The organism is Legionella clemsonensis (assembly GCF_002240035.1).
In the GTDB taxonomy this organism is placed as follows: Bacteria; Pseudomonadota; Gammaproteobacteria; order Legionellales; family Legionellaceae; genus Tatlockia; species Tatlockia clemsonensis.
Map to the genome: position 1 here is coordinate 2,771,209 of NZ_CP016397.1, position 18,873 is coordinate 2,790,081.

Sequence of the window (18,873 nt, forward strand, 5' to 3'; positions counted from 1 at the left end):
CATGTTTAGACATAAAACAACACAATTAATAGTTGATACAGACGCATGGATAGCAGAGATCACGAAAATCGATGCTGGCTTAACAAAAGACACCGTCCTGGTTCAGAAATTGCAAACCATTTTTAAAAAATTAACTTTTAATGCGGGTGATTTGTTTTTGGAGGGCTTGGAGCAAGCACAAGAAAAATCGGCTTATTTAAGCACCTGGGTTAAGTTTTTAGAGAAGTTTACTGACAATTATAATGAGGAATTTTCCGACATTCATCAGCTTTTCTTAAAGCAATATCCATGGAGTTTTTTGAATAATCCTTCATTTTTCGGCTTAATTGAAACGTTGCTTAAACCAGAGATGAAAAAATTATGGCCGTGGTTTGTTCATTATTTTGATCCAAAATTAGCTGTTCCAATAGATCAAAAAGTACTGGAAGAGAACATCCAATTATTCCAGAAGTTTGTCGACACTTGTATTAAATTTAAAGTCACCAATACTGTTTCAGCCCCAATCGTCCATGATGCCGTCTCGTTTCATTTACAAGGCAAAAATTATATTGAACGATGTATTCATGCATTAGAGAAAAGCACACAGAAAGAAACGCAGGCACAATTATTACATTTATTACCCAATAGTAATCTGATTGAGCAGGCTTTTGCGAAAAAATTACCATTGATTTGCTCAGCCATGGTTCATTATAACACCGTCACCGTTCCAAGCCTGACTGGGCTAATGTCAACGTTTGATTACTCTAGCTACAAAACAAAAGCAATGGCTTATTTATCAGCGACTGGGAAAATGAATTTCCTTGATTGCTTCAATTTTTTCAATGAACTTGATCGTGTAAAGTCAACGAAATTAGACCAAGACGAAAAATTATTGTTGGCAAAGGCCTTCACGCAATATGCTCAGCAACAAATAAACCCAACCGATACGGACGCTTTAATCTATTGGGCGAGAGAAATTAAAGAAGTATTAGGCGAAAGCCATTTTACTAAATTGTTTGAAGCACCCGTTCAAACCAATGCCGATTTAAATGATTACATTTCTGTTTGCCAATTATTGATTGATTTGGCAGATGAAGTCGATACGGAAGAGTTACTTACTAACCAGGCAGGAAATTTACCTGGATTAATACGTACTCTTCAAACCAAACAAAACGAATGCTTATTAAAAAAATATCCTGAAAAAAACTTAGATGACGTATTAGCCGATTTTAAAAATCAAAGTGAATTCGTTAAATTCCCGCTTTCTACGGCGGAAATTGAGCAGCTAAGAAAGGATTATATTGCCATACAAGATCTGGCTAAAGATTTTGTTTTCATGGATCCAATACAGCTGCAAAGGGAAGCTAAGGCATGTGGCGAGGCTTTAAAAAATTCCGATGATCCGGCAAGCAAACTCAAGCTAGTTGCAATTATTCGCGAAATGATGCGTCGTGAATTTAATCTTTACCCTTATAATACACAAATTCTCTCACTGCTGTCGTTGATTAATTCGCCTAAAGATATGAAGGGCCGAATAGGTCAAATTCGTACTGGTGAAGGTAAATCCATGATAGTGGCCATGCTATCGGCCTATATGGGTAGTCAAGGAAAAACGGTGGATGTCATTACCTCTTCGCGTTATTTAGCCATCCGAGATCAAAAGAAATATCATGATTTTTACGCGGCGCTAGGGATTACCTCTTCGCATATTTGCTACGATCAGCCTGAAAAAAAACATTTTGATGGCCAAATTCTTTACTCCACCAATTATGATGCTGAATTTTCTATTTTACGCGATACTTTTTTTCAACAAGATTTGCGTTATACCACGCTCAATGGAAAATTAGTCAAGCGTCCTTTTGACGTAGCAATTGTCGATGAAGTAGATAATCTATTCATTGACGCAGCCCTTAACTCTGCCCGTCTTGCTATCCCAGCACCCGAATTGTCAGCTTGGATTTATGAACCTGTTTTGAAATTTGTTCAGAATCGCGGTGAAGCTCTCACCAAAGAAGCTCCTGATGTGCTTAAACAATTACGTTCTCTATTGGAAAGTTATCAGGATGGAAAGTTTAAGCAGCAAGTCGATACATTTAGTGATAAACAATTATCAACTTGGATGTATTCAGCCTATCAGGCCCAATTCAAGAAGAAATTAGGCAAAGATTATGTCATCAAACCCCATCCACGAATGACCGCACAAGGTGAAACCATGGTACCGCAAGTCATGATCGTAGATCACAAAAACACCGGTAGGGTCATGACAGATAGCCGATGGGGTAAAGGTGTGCATGAATTTCTGGAAGTCAAGCATGGTTTGCAGCCTAAAGATGAAAGTGCCACATTGGCCGCTATTTCTCATCCGGCTTTCTTTGATTATTACAAAGCTATTTATGGCTTAACAGGCACCATTGGTGAGCTACAAGAGCGCGAAGAAATCAAAAAAGTCTATCATATTGATACGTTTGATGTACCTCCGCATTTCCCAAGTCAACGAAAGAAAAATACCCCTCAATGTCTTGCAACACGCGAAGCGTATCATCAAGCGATATTAGACAGTATTCAAGCAGCCACTAAACAAGGTCAGCCGGCATTGACATTATTTGCGTCTATTGCTGACTCAGCGGAGTTTTCTGAATTTTTACGTCAGAGAGGAGTAAAGCATCAATTACTCAATGAAGTTCAGCGCGAACATGAGGATTATATCATTGATCGCGCAGGCTCACCTGGCACGATTACTATTGCAACTAATATTGCTGGTCGTGGCGCTGATATTATTCTACCGCCAGAAAGCAAAAAAGCAGGCGGCTTGCATTTGGTGCTAGGATTCTATCCTGCTAACAAGCGCGTTGAAGATCAAGGTGAGGGACGCGCAGGCCGTCAAGGACAGCCTGGCACTTGTTCTATGATATTGCATTGTGAAGATGAGCAAATTAAAAAACTTATCAAGGAAGAGTCAGAACGCCTAGCGTTATGCAATGATCCTAATTTTATTGATAAATTAGACAAGCTTCGTTCCCAACATATTGCAAGAGAATCTTCTCAACGGATCTTCCAATCAAAATTGGAGTTCATTCATTATACAATCTTAAAACAATTTGGCGAAATATTTGAATGTTTTAGTAAATCATTACCAAACATTCCTCTTGATTTGGTTGCAAGCGCATGCAGTTCCATCCAGAAAATACCAACGTCTCCCGCTGTTTCATTTGCAGCGAATCCTATGTTAGAACTATTGCAAAAGAATGCTCAATATTTATTAAATCAGCAGCTATCAGGTCTTGCTGTTGGTTGGAAAACTTTTTTTTTACCTCATGCACTGAACTGCTATCTCATCCATGTACAACAAAAATGGGCAAAATTCTTTTCAAAATTAGACGATCAGCGCTCAACACAGGAATCAATATATTTATCGGATTACCAATTTGATACTCAAAAAGAATTTGCTGCATTTATGAATACCACCATGCGTGAAGATTTAGAAAACCCATCAGCTGGATTTGTTCGTTTTCTCAGTCAATTATTTGATGTTGATCTTAGTCAAAATTTATCTAAAGAATATATGGTGACTCAATCTAATTCCTTTGAAGAGTGGTATAAAAAAATTCTACCTGATTCGGTAGGGACTAATCTGATAAAAATAGGCATATTTGAGCCTGGATGTAACCAATCAATTGTAAATTCGCAATCAAAACAAAATTTAGTGATTTGATGGAGTAAACGACACACTATTTTTCATAACGAAGTAAGGCATAAAATAATGAAAATTTCACCAGAAACAATTAAGCAAATTATTAGTGGCAAACTAACAGCCTTAACTATTCAAGGTGAATCACTTAGGGCAGAAGATATTAGTTTACTCGCTTCAGCGATAGAAAATCCAGGGTGCCGTTTAACAGAGCTTCACCTTAATTACACTGATATGACAAATGAAAGCATTAAACCTTTTTATGAGGTTCTTAAAAAAATACAACTATTTATTTACTTGATCTTAACGGGAATCAAATTGGTGGGGAATACACAGAAGCGCTAGGTGAATTATTAGAAATAAATCAAACGATTAAATCGCTTCAACTAAGTAGGTGCGGATTAACTCCATTGTCTATTATGAATATCTCACATGGATTCAAAAAAAGAAGTTTTGAATTACTTGACTTAAGTGATAATGAGGTCGGGTATTATGGAGTTAAGTATTTAGTTAGTAATATAAAATCTCTTGGAAAATTAAATTTATCTTTAAATAGATTAGAAGCACAAGATGCGGACATCCCTTCTGCTATAATGCAGCTATTAGGCTCCCAAGGTCTTTTACCATATAAACCATGTTCCACTCATACCCCCTTGGTTTTAAATTAAAAAGAGGTGAAAACCCAACGGATTGATAAAATAGGTAAGTCTTTAAGTAATTTTCTTCTTCCTCAGAGGGACTTAGCGTTTCAACAGTCACTGTCTTAGCCCCATGCGTTTTCGCAAACTGGCAAGCTGCATCAACCAATTGCCTTCCTATTCCTTGGCGATGGAAATCACGCAATACTGCCATCCAATAAATATTGGCATTATTAGGGTAAGGAAAATCAATCGAAACAAGGCCAATGGTGTCATTATCCTTTTTAGCTGCAAAATTAGTACGTGTTTTTACACCTATGGCGTAGTGCTCGTTAGCCCCTGGTAAACCAAAATATTCAGGCAAATCCTTTGTAATGGTTTGACATAAGGTGTGAGCGAATTCACCTGTTATTTTTGCAATTTGAATCATAATATTTCCTACTGCAGTATCTCTAGCACCACTTTCATAGCCATTGGGAAATCAATGCAATGATATCAAGGTGAAAGCAGATTCTTTTCCCAATTATTTTTTATAACACAATATTCTATCACATCAGACAATTCATCGGTTCTGTAAGTATAAAAGACCATTCGTTGAGGAATTACCCTGAAACCACAATAATATTCACTCATAGGTAATGGTTTATCTTGAAACTGTTCGGTCAACATTTTTCTTTTATTTTCGAGTAATTGTTTGTTAGCTATCACTTGCGATGAAGTAGGTGCGTAACTATGAAATCTAATTTGAGCAAAAGGTGGATAAGTATCCCAGTACGCCCGATTCTCACTTTCTGTTAACAACATGACCGTTCCATCTATGATGACTTCTCTTTCAAATAACTCGAACCAAAAAGTGAGCGATACAACAGGATTGTTAGTCATCTCAACAACTTTTCTGGTTCCTCGTTGAGTAAAAAATAATAAACCTTGTTCATTAATTTCACGAATGGCAATAACACGTCCATGGGGAATGGCATCTTTGCCAGTCGTAGATAATATAGCATGTTGTGGATTAGGTGCTCCTTTTTCAAGTTCTTCCAAAATCCATGATGTTAAAAAGATAATGGGACTTTTCATAACTGCCGCAAATATTTTCTAATTTCAGTAACAACACCAATCAGCTGTGCCTCATTAGGCTGCTTAATGCTTACTGTGGCCCATAATTCACTATTCGGCAACAATTGAAATAAACAACCATCTGCTTCACCATATTGACGCAGTACAGTTTGTTTTTTCTCTGTCAGATAAACCAAGACATATTGACCTGGATTGGGTTGCAATTGACCATCAATAATTACTATATCACTTGGGTGGAGTTCAGGTTGCATGCTGCTATCTTCAATGGCAGCTGCAAATAGTACAGCGCTTTTGAGGGATAAATTAAAATTATCAATGACAATTGTTTTCTCAAACGCAAATGTATCTTGTTGCCCTAAAATTTCTTTCGCATGTGGAGCATCTTTCATACTCAACATTGGAATGTGTCGAAGCTTATTTTCAGAACTCTGAAGAAGATCCCCTTGTGGATTATCAGTTAAGCACAACAAATAGGAAGCAGACACATTTAATTGATCTGCAAGTAATTTAGCCTCTAATGGTCCAGGACTTCGCGTACCTTGCTCCCAATTACTTATTCTTGCTGGCGAAAGCTCTTTTGTTCTTGCCGCTAATTCTTTAATCGTAATACCCAACTCTTTACGGGCTTTGGTAATACGGTTACCTATTTGTTCTCTAATATCCATTGTGATCCTTCAAAAAAAGAATAAATGCCCATTGACACAAACACGTTTCGTTTTGTATCATGAATAAATTAAAACGATATGTGTTTTATTAAATAGTTACTTATTCTATTTAATCATATTTTTATTTAAAAATCACATCATGTTTTATTTTTCCATTTTATTCATTGATAATAGGTCAAAATATGGAATTTATTATTATCACCCATCAGGAACTTTCAGCTCTAAGTGGCTTACCTTATCTTCAACGATTAACTTATCTTCAAGGCATTAAACCCTACGTCGATTACAAGACAGGAATCGTCGGAGTTCGCCGAGGCATTAGTTATCAGTCATTGAGTGAAGCACTTTACATAGAACCTCATTCTGGTATTAAAAGCGGTAGCCCAAGTAAAGATCAATTGCGACGGGCTTTAAAAGGGCTTGAGAAAGCAGGGTTAATTCAAATCCAGTCTTGGGAAAGAAAACTTGTTTTACATTGTTTATTACTGGACAGGCATGATTCTGTTCGGAATAAAGCCGCCATAAAAGCACTTGACTATAGCGCACCTCAAGAACCACAAAAAAGTCAATTAGACTCAACAAAATCCAACACCAATTCACTAGAACCCGACATAAACCAAAAGGCCGAACCCGCCACTCCTCAAGATAATAATAATTATTTTTTTATTTCTTTATCTCAAGCCTTTGAAGTGTTCTGGGATCTGTACCCACTGAAAAAAGAAAAAGAAAACGCTTTTGAGGTATTTAAAAAACTAAAACCTTCTCGAAGCTTAGTCCAGCAAATCATAGCCCGCTTAACCGAACAAATTCAACTAGAAATACAAAAACGCGCCGAAGGCGTTTGGGTTCCGGCCTGGAAATATCCAGCAAACTGGTTAGCACAGCGATGCTGGGAAACAACATCAACAATTCTTGAAGCTAAGGAGTATGACCATGCAATCTATGAAGCAAATCGTAAACACCCATCATCTACAAACAGCATCAGGATTACAGAGTCGAGTGAAAGCCAAAGTTTCAGTGACGCCGAGTTCCAAAATCTCTGGAAACTGCATTGAGCAAGTCAACAAACTTTTTCTGAAATTCTCAACCTTTTATGGGCACATATGGCGTAGCCAATTCAAGAATGAATCTTATTCAAATTTTGCACGTCAAGAATGGTCAAAAGCACTAGAGGGATTCGATGCTCAGTTAATTGATCAAGCAATTGATGAGTGTCTTAAAAACCGTGAAATGCCGCCTGCGTTAGCGCAATTTATTGAGTGCTGCAAGCAATTATTATCCAGAAAGAAACAATGTTTTCAAAGAGAGGTTTACAAACCTTGTGACCCTGTTGTTGCCCACACGCACCTGAAAAAAATAAAAGCAATCTTAAACATGAAATAAAAATAACCGGAGATAAATAATGTTGGTACTGACAAGAAAAAAGGGTGAGCAAATATTAATTGATAAAGGACAGATTGAAATACACGTCATTTATCAACGAAGAGGCGTGGTCGCTTTGGGTATTAAAGCTCCAGCTCATATTGATATTGATAGAAAAGAAATTTTTTTAAGAAAACAAACCAATCCTCAAAACACCGATATAGAGGAACCAAAATGAAAATAAGTGCACAACTCTCTGTAATTGGCATACTTAGCATAGCAGCCTTTTATTCTATGGCAGCTAATGTTACTCAAGTAAACCGCTACGCGACTGTTGCCAACAAACCATTAGCAGCCCAGATCGATCCACTCCTTGCCATTCAACAAGTCCATTTTCCTCAAGAAGTACAAACAATAGGTCAGGCAGTTGAATGGTGGTTGAGGTTTTCAGGGTTTTCTCTGGTATCGAAAGAAAAGCAACCAGAAAGCCTACAAACCGTCATGCACCAAGCCTTACCTCAGATTGATAGAAACCTTGGCCCTTTGACTGTTAAAGACGGACTTGAAGTCCTTGTTGGCCAACAGTCCTTTACCTTGATCGAAGATCCCTTATTGCGGCAGGTGAATTTCAAATTAAAAGCTGGAATACGAAATGGGGGTAAATCATGACCAATCGCGCAACAACCTTAAAGTATTTATTGGCAGCAGGTTTAGGCTTGACCTTGGCAAGTGTCATTGTTGGTATTAACTATTCTCCAACAAATAAAATGAATGATTCAGATGTTATTTCACATCGTCTTGATACGTTGCAAGCACAGCTTGGTGCTTTGCACGAGGAAGTTAAAAAGCCCGTTGAGACAGTAGATTTAACCGCGATTAACCAGGATTTTCATAAACTGACCTCCTTGATTGAACAGCTCAAAAATCATAATGAAACAGATATTAATCGCCTGATCAATGATAATCGTACTGAATTAACACAAAAGTTGGATGTCTTGCGTGAAATGGTGAGGTCTTTGGATAAAAAGCAGCATCCCATTAAATATCTGCCCATTAACACCTTACCGTTTAAAGTCATCAGTATAGACAGCATTCAGCAAGTCAGTGTGGCTACAGTGGCTTATAACTTTAAGACAGTGCCTTTGGAAAAAAGCGACCAATTAGCTGGCTGGACAGTATTAAGTATTGACTTCAGTCTACAACGCATGGAATTGGAAAACGGTAATAAAGAGCATGTCGTGGTGAAGATGGATGTATTGCAGGGGGAATCTGATGCTTAAGTATTCTGCTTTCCTGATTCCAATATTAGCCTGTCATGCAGTACATGCTGATCTGACTATTCCAGGATTAAATCAACAGCCCTTAAATCACTTTACCATTGAAGATAAAACATTGGCAAAAACAGGGTTAACGGTTAATGAAGACGATCTGACCTCAGAGCAAGACATCAATAAAATTACACTGACCGATAACCAATTGCATGAAGCTAAAGTGTGGGGATTAACAGCTGATGAAGAAAAACGTTATGTCCTGCTCATGCAAAATAAAAGTAAATTCTACTACAAAGGCTTAAGACAAACTCCTATTGATATTCTGGGTATTAATGCCAGAAATGAAACCGAACGCAACCATTTTGCAGAATTAGCAGCAAGACAGGAAGCCCAGAAAGTAGCTAAAAATATTGCTTGGAACAATGCTTTTTACAAGGCCTATAACGAGTTGTTTGTTAATGTCCCTGTGGTTGGTGATTTTGACCCATCTCCTTATTCACCCTATGCCCACAAACCGGTGCAATTAAGCCAGGGCGATACGCTGTATTTCTTTATCAAAGAACAAGATGCTGTAAAAACCATTTTGCTGATGCTCTTTGATGCTATAGAGCAAACACCAAATGCACGGTTGCATCTGATGTTACTGGACATGAATGATACGACCATCCAAATCTGGGCAAATCAACATCAAATACCACAACATCTTGTAAATGGTGGCCGTATTACCCTTAACCACGGTGAACTAAGCTACCAATCCCTCAAGATCCAAAAGTCACTACCGATGTTGCTACTCTCCCAAAATGGTCATTCCAGCATTGTGGATTTGGGGAGGTTTTAATGTGAAAAAGTCAGCCATACTCTTTGGATTGTTGATGATTACCTCCTGCTATGCCTGGCAAGCCATTAACATGGAGCAATTCATTAAAGAAAGCCAAGCTCAGATCACCGAAGAATCTTTAAAACTACAAGAAAAGTTAGATGCAAGACTGCCCGTATCAAGTAAAGCCACTACTGGCAAAGTAGAAAAGCGAACACTCACACTAGTTAATTTCTCAAACCCTGTGTTCATCATTGGGGATGATAAGGACTCTTACCAATGGTTGCAAAAAAACGCGAAAAAGCTGGAAGAAGCACAAGCCTTGGGCTTTGTCGCCAACATTAATACCAGTGAACAACTTCAAGCGCTACAACACCTCACCAAAGCACCTTTATTACCGGCTAACGTTGATGACTTAATGGAACTCTTTCAAGAAACCCATTACCCGCTCGCTTTCTTTGGGGAAGAATTATGGCAATAAGGACTGCAACGCCCAAACCCTCCAAAAAAACGGTCATGAGTTTTATGCTGCTTGTTTTATTGGGCTGGTTAATCCTTATGGGTTGGGTATCCAGTCTTTGGTGCTGTTTAGGATTTGAAAAAGCGTTTAGTTCAGTCACCACACTTTCCCAAAAACAAACGCAAGCAATTACCGCATTTAACGGAGTGATAGTTGCTAACACTATTAAATCCTGGTTAAAAACCATTCCTACTCAAGGTGTTGCCAACAAAGCGGCGCACACAGGCTCCCTGATTAAAAAAGGGCTGGATGAGGTGATGCCTGATGAAACCAATGATTTAAATGAAATAGCACAAGATTTTATCCTAATTGCCAATCAAGTTTGGTTACTGATGGGATTAATTACTCAAGTAATGTTCATCAAACTGGTTATTCTGATTTCGGCTATCCCTCTGTTTTTATTAATGGTCGTGGTTGGACTGGTTGATGGGTTAAATCAACGCGCTATCCGCACCGCATCATTAGGCCGTGAATCATCCTATGTCTTTCACCAACTCAATCGCCACGCCAAGCGAGGCCTTTTACTGTTATTAAGCTTATGGCTTGCGCTGCCCATAAGCATCACGCCTGCCTTTGTTTTTGTACCTGCAAGCCTATTGTTAGGCATCATGGTTTCAATCACCGCAAGTCGATTTAAAAAATATTTGTAGGAGAAAAACATGAAACGATTATTGTTATTACTCATATTAAGTCTGCCAATGGCCTCTCATGCGAGTAACGATGCACTCAATCAAACGCTGGTCAGAATAATTAATCAGATTAATGCCATCATGCCTTTGCTTGATGAAGCGAAAACGGAAATTGAACCCAATACCCGCATCCAATTGCATATAGAACATTTTGAAGGCTCTGATGGAAAGATACACGCAGGCCTTCGTACCGATTTACTGTCCATTCGTAATGCGCTGATTGATTACATCAATAAACCAGCCATTGAACCTAAAACCATCAAGCCGTTAGCGTTGGATTTTATAGGAAAGTGACTATGAGCAAAGTAGATATTGCCAAAACTTTTGCTTCCAGTTTTAAACAAGCTGCGGGCGATACAACTGTAAGTGCCTTTTCCGGCAGCATCCGATTTGTCGCCATCATGCTAGTCATTATTGGCCTTATTTGGTGCATTAATCAATTCATGGGTAATACAGAAAAAGAACAAGAAGGATTTCTTATCCTTCTAGGTTCCCGCTTAATCCGGATTGTTCTTGGTTTTTGTTTATTCATTCTAATTTTAATCGTTAAGGGGAATTAATCATGAAAAAGTCAATTGCAATTGCAGGTGTCAAGCAATGGGGACAACGAATGGGTGCAGGACTCATTACTTTAAATTATGCGCCTGCATTGTTTGCCGACAACTGGTTTCCAAAAATCTCTAATGCCGATGACATCAGTGATGGTAATAAAAGCATGATGACAGTTACAGGTAACTATGTTCGTCAAGGCTTGGGATTATTGCTTTTTATTGCTGCTGTCATGAGTTTTATTAAATTCATCACCACCATTCAGCATGGCATTGAAGAATCCAAGAAAAATGATGGTTCTATGGTGGCCTTTGGTACGTTTGCAGTGATGGGGATTACTTATCTTGCCATCAGTATTGTAGCAGGTTATGTCGGCTACAGCATGATTACCAAATTCAAGATTTAGGGGGATTCATGAATCAACCGTCCTCACGTCATCTATCGTTTGATTATGAAGCCTATAAAGGGTTAAGCCTCAGAGAGCTTTTCTGGATAGTGGTGGTAACCACGCCACTAATGAGTATGGGATGTGTTTTAGCCGGACTTTTTATTGGCTATCCGCTGGCCTTCGGCTGTGTTGGTTTCATTGTGGGTTTTATTGTGTCCATTACTTTTTGCCCTAAACGAGCAGCTGCCATTAAAGCGGGTAAACCGCATGGCTATTTAATGAAAAAAACCGTGTTGTTGATGGCAAAGTGGGGGTTAAGACACTCTCCCTACATTCACCATCAAGGTGTCTGGCAAAAATCAAGACTGGTGAGGTAGTTTTATGTTTCATTACTGGAAAAAAGTGGACAGTTTAAATCATATTAATCGGTTGTTATTAGCCTTTGTATCCGTACTCATTTTGATTGTATTTGGCCTGATCATTACGCTAGCTAAAATACCCAATCGTTTTGAATTTTGGCTAACACCTTCTATGAATAGTAATGGTGGATTAATCAAGGAAAACGCCATACCCAAAGAGTACGTTCAGGGTTTTGTTGCCACACTGCTACCCACCTTAAACACCTGGTCACAAGGTGGTAAAAAAGAATTTGCTACTAATCTTTCAGGCTTTCATTACTACTTCACTCCACGACATCAGGCATTAATGGATAAAACCTTGATAGCTTATAAAGATGCTCAACTTTTTAATCGCATACAAGTAGCAAGTCTTTATCGGTTTATGGAAAACGAAGATGTCAAAGTAATCGCTCATAACACATGGGAAGTTCATCTGGTTTTACGCATTACCCAACGCTTAAAAGACGATAGCCCCATGGTCATTGCAGACAAGATTGTGGACTACCATGTGCGTGTGGTTAAGGTCAATCTCTCGCGCTTACAAAATCCTTTTCAACTGGCATTGGATGGTTATACCCAACCAGAAACACTAATCACCGATTTATTGGCAACCAATACAAGAGGTACACAACATGACAACAACTAAATGGTTACTCACCATAATTGCCTTAATTAGCAGCCAATACACGCTAGCTCTGGATGCAGAACATGTCTTGTGGGATAAAACACCCATCCCTGTCGAACTATCCTTGAATGAGGAAAGGCTCATCCATTTTCCTCAAGCCATTAGTATTGTAGATAATGAAGCAGCCTCTCAAACCGCACTTTTGAAAATTCAGGATGCTTTGTATCTGAAAGGCAAGGACGTTTTTAAAAACAAAAGGCTCTTTGTGCAGCTCATGCCTCAAGGTGAAGTCATTATCTTAAACTTAAGCGTTAATGATAAAACTCATGATGTAAAACCAATAGAAGTGCTTTTGGAATCCAAAGAAAATACCAACTCCCCTCAAGAAGTGGTTAACCCGCTGGATTTAAATGCAGTAACACTGACGCGCTTTGCCATCCAATCCTTGTATGCCCCGCAAAGACTGTTGGTTATTCCTGATGGTGTGGGGCGTGTTCCTATGCAAACCCGAAAACAAGTAAGCCTTTTTTATGGTGCCAGCATCGAAGCAAGACCATTGATTTCATGGCATGGTGGTGCATTTTATGTAACTGCGGTGGAGTTGAAAAACCTGCTGAACAAGGAAGTAATTGTTGATCCTCGCCAAATGATGGGTAACTGGCAAACCGCTACCTTTTACCCCACCAACACTTTATCACCTCGTAGCAATAAAGAGTCCACTACGGTATTTCTGGTATCAGACAGGCCCTTTGGTACAGCGCTTTCCGCAAGTCGGGAGTACGTACGATGAAAAAAAATGCTGGACTCAAAATATTAACCGTAACAGTGATCGCTGTTGTTGCACTCATTATGATGAACAGCAAACATCATGACCGTGAACCCGAAGTCACTCGCCCCGATCCCAATAATCTGAATGAAGCCATTGCCAGCCAGTTTAATGACAACATCCGTGATGTTGCTGCAAGACTACAGGAAACCGAAAAGAAACTTGCCAATCTTGAATCGGAAAACAAGCAACTCAGAGGCAAAAAAGAAAATGTGCAGGCTTCTTATAATCCTGAGGTGATTAAAGAAATAGAACAACTAAAATCCGAATTGGCCAATGTCAAAACCAGTCAGGAATCCCAACAAAACTCTCAACCCTACACCGTCAATGGAGAATCGACTCTTACAAAAGAACAAAGTGTTAAGGACATCGATGCTTTATTAATGAAACGTGAAAACAATCCTAATGAACAAGCCTATTGGGAGGGATTAAAGAAAAAAAAGCAAGCATTAACCCCAAAAGTTAAAACAGCAGCTTTAAACAGTATAGATAAAAAAAGTATTCCCTATTATACCATTCCAGCAGGCTCTGATTTAGGCAGAACTACCTTGTTATCGGCACTGATTGGTGAGGTACCAGTTGAAGGCAAACTCATGCAGCCTTTATTTCCCTTCTCAGCCATTATTAATCGTGGTGATTTAATGGCTGCTAATGGTATCCCTTTGCCTCCCAATATTTCAGGTATGAAAGTTAATGGTTATGCAATCGGTGTTGGTTCTTTTTTGGATAACATCAGCTGTGTTCGAGCCTATGTGACCTCTGCTTTGTTTGTTTTTGATGACGGCCATTTTGTGACTGTGGGTAAAGAGCAGATGACCGGAACAGCTGAAATGGTCAATAACGAAAGTTTAGGTTATCTCACCACCGCTTTTGGTAATCCCTGCATTAAAGGCCAGTATTTTACTAATGCTCCAAGAGTACTTACGGCACTCGTGGCTTCCGATGGGATTAAAGGGTTTGGTAATGCACTGTCTCAGTGGCAAATGACTTATACCGCCAATGCCAATGGTGCAACCGGTATCCCTACCGGTTCTATGGGCAATTATGCCTTGGGTGGTGCGCTTTCCCAGGGAACAGTCAAAGCTGCTGATTGGCTGGAAAAACGCATTCAAGGCAGTTTCGACATGGTTTTCGTTCCAGCATCTCAAGGATACAGACCAACACAGCTTTCATTTCACGTCACACAAACCATCAACCTTGATAAAGAAACCAATGGGAGAGTATTAGATTATGGCCATTTACAACAAACTGCACACGATTTTAGCCTTAGGTAGCGTCTTGGTGCTTAGTGCTTGCGCCTCAAAGACAGTTGGCTCCACGGCTATTCCCGAAGGAGGATTGACTGTTAGCCAACTTTATCAGCAAAGCTTAGGTGATGCCATGCCTGGCTGGTCTGTACCTAAAAGACAGGCGAAGACCGTGAATTATTCAGGGTATACACGAGATGCTTCCAACGAGATCCAACATTTGTTCAAGCCTTTGGATAACCCACAAGTTCCGATTTATGTGTTTCCTCATGTTGCTGTCATTGGTGATGAGCAATTGTTAAAACCAGGCTATACCACAGCCTTTTTTCTCTACAAACAAAATCAATTTGCACTAGCTTCCGAACACTATTAAGAGGTAAATAATGAAATTATTCAGCCAAATAAGTGACTGGCTGTTAGGACAACCCAATAAACCAGCATTAACGCAACAAAACATAAAAAAAAGATTTGAGAATCACAACCCTTCCTTTGCCAATCAATTGTCTATGGTGGATTTCAATGATGAGCTCAATTTCTTTTTACTCAATGATGGAGTCAGCATTGGTTCAGGTTTTGAATTAGCGTCCATTCCAGCGGAGGCCGCCTCTACTGAACATTTACACGCAGTTTTTAGCAAAATTCGAGATACTTTTGCCACTGTAGTCCCTTTGCACAAAGAAGATCCCTGGGTGATGCAAATGTATGTCAATGACGAATACACTTTGAAACCTGTTCTCACTCATATTCAACAAAGCATTGCACCAGACATTGCTGAAACATCCTTTACTCATGACTATTTGGCAAGGTTGGATGATCTGTTTTGTAAGATGACAAGACCCGAAGGATTGTTTGTTGATCCCAAAACCGATGCACCTTATCGCGGCAGACGAAGACGAATCAGGGTTTTATTTTATCGCCTCTATCAAAAAACGCAAACCACCAGAGAGCTGGCACTTGCCGAGCATCAGGAAGTCATGGCTCAAATTGAAAGCAAATTACTATCACCTGGTCTTCAACTAAAACAACTAACCGGTAAAGATTATTATCAGTGGTTGGTGCGTTGGTTTGCAGCCAACCCCGAAGAACTATTAGCTCGCTTTCCTTATCCTAAAGACAAAAAACCCGCAGGTTATACCCTAAGCCAGAATGTTTTGTTTCATGAACCACAAAGTGACGAGCAAGGTTTTATATTTGATGAGATGGTCCATCGTATTCTTTATATTGATGGGCTGAAAGAAGCGCCTGAAATTGGTCTTTTATCTCGTGAAAAACCACAAGCCAATCCCAAACATCGGTATGCACTTTTAGATAAGTTGCCTGAAGGCGCTACCTACACCATTCAGGTTATCTTTGAAAATGATGAAGCCTTAGACGCGCATCTGATGCGTCTTGAAAAAAGTGTAGTAGGGACAAGCCTTAAACCTTCACAAGTCAGAGAAGACATAAAAACCGCACGAGATGAATTGTCTATAGGAAACCGTCTGTTTTGGGTTAATCAATCCATTTTTTATCGTGCCAGCACAAAAGACCAAGCAGTACTCATTGAAAAAGAACTAAAAGAATTATTCATTGAAGCCAAAATGCCTTTGATTTCTTCTTGTTTCGACATTCATCCCATTAACAGTTATCTCAATGCCTTACCTTTTAATTTCAATCCACAATATGCTCGCCAATACTTGCGCTTTGACCGATTGATGTATGCATCCGAATTAGCCTCTTTACTGCCTGTATATGGACGTAATCAAGGGGCAAGACACCTTCCCTGTTTCACCTTTTTTAACCGTTTGGGAGAACCAATACTCTTCGATGTGTTGCATCATGATTTTATCAGCCAAAACTCCCACATGGCCTTGTTTGCTAATTCCGGTGGCGGCAAATCAGTGGCTACAGGCTGGATGATTAATTCGCTGATGGCCACTAAAAATGCCCGCATCATTCTATTTGAAATGGGAAATTCTTTTGATCGTATACTTCTACATGCCAAAACACACGGCAAAAAAACCAAGCAGTTATTACTGAGTAATAAAAAAGATGAAGCCGTTCCATTAAATCCATTTTGTGAAGCTTATAAAGCCATTCCTGAAATCACGGACAATCTGAGTGCAGAACAAGCAACCTTAATTGCGCAAAAAATTAGAACAATCAAAGAAAATCTCGAACAGCCTGCCAGCTCAGAAGAGTTGGCCTGTAATGATGGATCTCGCTCGTATCTAGCAGAGCTGGCCTTAGCGTTGCGTACCATGATTACTGAAGCCAATGCACTGGAAGAAGAACAATTTACTCTGGCCGATGAAACACTGTTAATCGAAGTCTTAAGTGATGCCATCTTAACGTCTTTTAATCATGATATCCCGCAAATGCTAACTGAGCATATTGTAAGTAGCTTTAAACGGCGACTGGATAAAGAAACAGTTCCTCGCAAAAAAGACCGCATTTTGGATATGCACGACCGATTAAACAGTTATGTCATTAACAGCGCCAAATCACGCTTTTTTAATGTGCCAACTGAACCTTTAGGAGATTTTGATATCTTCCATGTTGATATCTCCGCGATTAAAGATGATACCGGAAAGCTCGCTTTAGTGATGGTGTCTTTATTACCAAGAATATTGGCTATGGCAGAAGCCACTCAAAACGACGACAGACCAACCTTTCTTTTTATTGATGAATCTCATTTGCAATTTCAAATTCCTTCAGTAGTGGCCGTGTGTTTACTGGTTGCCAAAGTAGCCAGAAAGTTAGGTCTTTGGCTGGTTGCTATTACCCAAAACGTCACCGATATGAATTCGGAAAAAGCCACCAAGATTTTATCGCTAATTGAAACCTGGATTTTGTTAGGCCTTGATGAAAAGGAAATTAGCGATGTCAAACGCTTTAAATCATTAACTCCACAACAAGAAGCCTTAATTAGAGATATTGATTCTCAAAAAGGCTTATATGCAGAAGCGGTTTTATTAGGCTCACGTTATCAAGGATTATTTCGTGTCATTCCACCTCGCTACTTGCTTGCTCTTTTAATGACTGAAAAATCAGAAAAAGCACAGCGCCATACTCTGGAGAAACAACATGATGTCCTTAAAGCCGCTGAATTACTTGCAGAACAACTCGAGAATAAAAAACAAAGCAAAAATCATGATGCTTATTTCTATGATGATTAGCTTACCCATCCATGCAAGAGAAAGCATAGAGCCACCCCATCCTATTAGCAGTTTTGGTATTGCCACCAAGGTATTGGGCAGAATCTTTACCAACAGTCACTACAAGGTAATTGGTTCCTGTACTTGGGCAGTAGGAAAATTTCCGCCTAAGCTAGTAGCTGTTCCTGCAATCGAACAGTTTTTACCTGACTTAATTGTCACAGTGGCCAATCGCCCCGAAACCAATCCATGGATTGAAGCGCGTGCCCTTTATGAAAACCCGGCAAGCCAAGCCTTGTATCAAAAAACCTATCGACTAGCGACTGGTTCAGCGCTAGGGTTTGGAGATGATGCAGGACAAACCTCAGCCATGCACATCAATGAAGAACGCACACGGGTTGTAGATGTAATTGGCAGCCCTGCAGGTCTTTATCGTTTCCCTTATTTGTCACATAAACCTGAAACACGTTTTGGTTCTCCTTACTACATCAGTGAGGCTGATGCCGTGTCAGACCGCACAGAGCTTGCTGAAATTGCTTATATGGCAACTCATCCTCATCTGTTATTCAACCATGACATAGGATCCGCAACACAGTCGTGGGGACATGAAATCCCAAGGATTATGCGAGTCACGCAGCCCTCACGCTTTAGAGCATCCGTTGTTGCAGCCCTTCATGCAGCAGACATCGTGACCAATAAAAATAGTCTTCATGTGACCCAGAGCACCAGCAATTCTTGTGGTGCTAATTGCGTAGTAGCCAATGTCATATTCGATGGCCACAACAAAAACATCATCTGGCAGGAAGTGTACCCTAAAAACCGCAACATCAATTTCAATGATGCTAACGATATGGGTGTAAAAGATGACAAAGCAGGTAACGGCAATTATGTCTTTGTAGTCTGGCGAAAATATCGAGGTTGTATTGCCCATAAAGGAAAACTGATTCGTGCACTTTCATTCCCCAAAGTGGGACATCCTCAAAAACGATAGGAGTTA

22 protein-coding genes are annotated in these 18,873 nt (G+C 39.5%); 19 read left to right on the forward strand and 3 right to left on the reverse strand.

The annotated features are described in order from the left end of the window. Nucleotide 1: 1 nt before the first annotated feature. Together clem_RS12155 and clem_RS15005 are read left to right on the forward strand one after the other, a co-directional pair. A complete protein-coding gene (locus clem_RS12155) occupies nucleotides 2-3,691 on the forward strand; it encodes a preprotein translocase subunit SecA (protein WP_094091804.1) in 3,690 nt (1,229 codons plus the stop codon). 48 nt (nucleotides 3,692-3,739) lie between these two features. Further along, a complete protein-coding gene (locus clem_RS15005) occupies nucleotides 3,740-4,012 on the forward strand; it encodes a hypothetical protein (RefSeq protein ID WP_094091805.1) in 273 nt (90 codons plus the stop codon). Between the two features lie 243 nt (nucleotides 4,013-4,255). On the opposite strand, the gene clem_RS12165 is transcribed toward clem_RS15005, so the two are convergent. The 3 genes from clem_RS12165 to clem_RS12175 form a co-directional block, all read right to left on the reverse strand. Further along, nucleotides 4,256-4,735: a GNAT family N-acetyltransferase gene (locus tag clem_RS12165; protein ID WP_232505479.1), complete on the reverse strand. Its 480-nt coding sequence runs from the start codon at nucleotides 4,733-4,735 to the stop codon at nucleotides 4,256-4,258. Between the two features lie 65 nt (nucleotides 4,736-4,800). Continuing rightward, nucleotides 4,801-5,382 (reverse strand): pyridoxine/pyridoxamine 5'-phosphate oxidase, encoded by a 582-nt coding sequence (locus tag clem_RS12170; RefSeq protein WP_094091806.1) that lies wholly within the window; start codon nucleotides 5,380-5,382, stop codon nucleotides 4,801-4,803. Continuing rightward, on the reverse strand, nucleotides 5,379-6,047 hold the full coding sequence (locus tag clem_RS12175) for a LexA family transcriptional regulator (protein ID WP_094091807.1): 669 nt from the start codon (nucleotides 6,045-6,047) through the stop codon (nucleotides 5,379-5,381). Before clem_RS12175 ends, clem_RS12170 begins: the two co-directional genes overlap by 4 nt. Nucleotides 6,048-6,229: 182 nt before the next feature. On the opposite strand from clem_RS12175, the gene clem_RS15010 reads away from it, so the two are divergent. From clem_RS15010 to clem_RS12265, 17 genes are all read left to right on the forward strand, one after another. Further along, nucleotides 6,230-7,102 (forward strand): Vir protein, encoded by an 873-nt coding sequence (locus clem_RS15010; protein ID WP_094091808.1) that lies wholly within the window; start codon nucleotides 6,230-6,232, stop codon nucleotides 7,100-7,102. 347 nt (nucleotides 7,103-7,449) lie between these two features. Then, complete coding sequence (locus clem_RS12190) at nucleotides 7,450-7,647, forward strand: carbon storage regulator (RefSeq protein WP_061638458.1); 198 nt, start codon at nucleotides 7,450-7,452, stop codon at nucleotides 7,645-7,647. After that, nucleotides 7,644-8,078, forward strand: coding sequence for a PFGI-1 class ICE element type IV pilus protein PilL2 (pilL2, locus tag clem_RS12195; RefSeq protein WP_094091809.1), 435 nt, complete (start codon nucleotides 7,644-7,646; stop codon nucleotides 8,076-8,078). The genes clem_RS12190 and pilL2 overlap by 4 nt, the downstream gene beginning before the upstream one ends. Continuing rightward, nucleotides 8,075-8,689, forward strand: coding sequence for a hypothetical protein (locus clem_RS12200; protein WP_094091810.1), 615 nt, complete (start codon nucleotides 8,075-8,077; stop codon nucleotides 8,687-8,689). Before pilL2 ends, clem_RS12200 begins: the two co-directional genes overlap by 4 nt. After that, nucleotides 8,682-9,518: a TIGR03759 family integrating conjugative element protein gene (locus clem_RS12205; protein WP_094091811.1), complete on the forward strand. Its 837-nt coding sequence runs from the start codon at nucleotides 8,682-8,684 to the stop codon at nucleotides 9,516-9,518. The genes clem_RS12200 and clem_RS12205 overlap by 8 nt, the downstream gene beginning before the upstream one ends. Before the next feature lies 1 nt (nucleotide 9,519). Next, the gene (locus clem_RS12210; protein ID WP_061504352.1) at nucleotides 9,520-9,978 is read left to right on the forward strand and encodes an integrating conjugative element protein; all 459 of its coding nucleotides are present in this window, start codon (nucleotides 9,520-9,522) and stop codon (nucleotides 9,976-9,978) included. Further along, a complete protein-coding gene (locus clem_RS12215; RefSeq protein ID WP_061504353.1) occupies nucleotides 9,969-10,667 on the forward strand; it encodes a TIGR03747 family integrating conjugative element membrane protein in 699 nt (232 codons plus the stop codon). Before clem_RS12210 ends, clem_RS12215 begins: the two co-directional genes overlap by 10 nt. A 9-nt stretch (nucleotides 10,668-10,676) precedes the next feature. Then, nucleotides 10,677-11,000, forward strand: a complete 324-nt coding sequence (locus clem_RS12220; RefSeq protein ID WP_094091812.1) for a hypothetical protein — start codon at nucleotides 10,677-10,679, stop codon at nucleotides 10,998-11,000. Nucleotides 11,001-11,002: 2 nt separating this feature from the next. Next, the gene (locus clem_RS12225; RefSeq protein ID WP_094091813.1) at nucleotides 11,003-11,266 is read left to right on the forward strand and encodes a hypothetical protein; all 264 of its coding nucleotides are present in this window, start codon (nucleotides 11,003-11,005) and stop codon (nucleotides 11,264-11,266) included. A 2-nt stretch (nucleotides 11,267-11,268) separates the two neighbouring features. Next, nucleotides 11,269-11,661, forward strand: coding sequence for a hypothetical protein (locus clem_RS12230; RefSeq protein ID WP_061504355.1), 393 nt, complete (start codon nucleotides 11,269-11,271; stop codon nucleotides 11,659-11,661). An 8-nt stretch (nucleotides 11,662-11,669) separates the two neighbouring features. Then, nucleotides 11,670-12,020 (forward strand): TIGR03750 family conjugal transfer protein, encoded by a 351-nt coding sequence (locus clem_RS12235; protein WP_094091814.1) that lies wholly within the window; start codon nucleotides 11,670-11,672, stop codon nucleotides 12,018-12,020. 4 nt (nucleotides 12,021-12,024) lie between these two features. Then, entirely contained in the window at nucleotides 12,025-12,687 is a 663-nt protein-coding gene (locus clem_RS12240; RefSeq protein WP_094091815.1) for a DUF2895 family protein, read from the forward strand. Next, nucleotides 12,674-13,456, forward strand: a complete 783-nt coding sequence (locus tag clem_RS12245) for a TIGR03749 family integrating conjugative element protein (RefSeq protein WP_094091816.1) — start codon at nucleotides 12,674-12,676, stop codon at nucleotides 13,454-13,456. Before clem_RS12240 ends, clem_RS12245 begins: the two co-directional genes overlap by 14 nt. Beyond that, nucleotides 13,453-14,766, forward strand: a complete 1,314-nt coding sequence (locus tag clem_RS12250) for a TIGR03752 family integrating conjugative element protein (RefSeq protein WP_094091817.1) — start codon at nucleotides 13,453-13,455, stop codon at nucleotides 14,764-14,766. The genes clem_RS12245 and clem_RS12250 overlap by 4 nt, the downstream gene beginning before the upstream one ends. Beyond that, nucleotides 14,723-15,112 carry a TIGR03751 family conjugal transfer lipoprotein gene (locus clem_RS12255; RefSeq protein ID WP_058530875.1) on the forward strand — a complete coding sequence of 130 codons (390 nt, stop codon included), beginning with the start codon at nucleotides 14,723-14,725 and terminating at the stop codon, nucleotides 15,110-15,112. The genes clem_RS12250 and clem_RS12255 overlap by 44 nt, the downstream gene beginning before the upstream one ends. 10 nt (nucleotides 15,113-15,122) lie before the next feature. Continuing rightward, a complete protein-coding gene (locus clem_RS12260) occupies nucleotides 15,123-17,897 on the forward strand; it encodes a conjugative transfer ATPase (RefSeq protein ID WP_094091818.1) in 2,775 nt (924 codons plus the stop codon). Continuing rightward, on the forward strand, nucleotides 17,872-18,867 hold the full coding sequence (locus tag clem_RS12265) for a TIGR03756 family integrating conjugative element protein (RefSeq protein WP_094091819.1): 996 nt from the start codon (nucleotides 17,872-17,874) through the stop codon (nucleotides 18,865-18,867). Before clem_RS12260 ends, clem_RS12265 begins: the two co-directional genes overlap by 26 nt. Nucleotides 18,868-18,873: the final 6 nt, after the last annotated feature.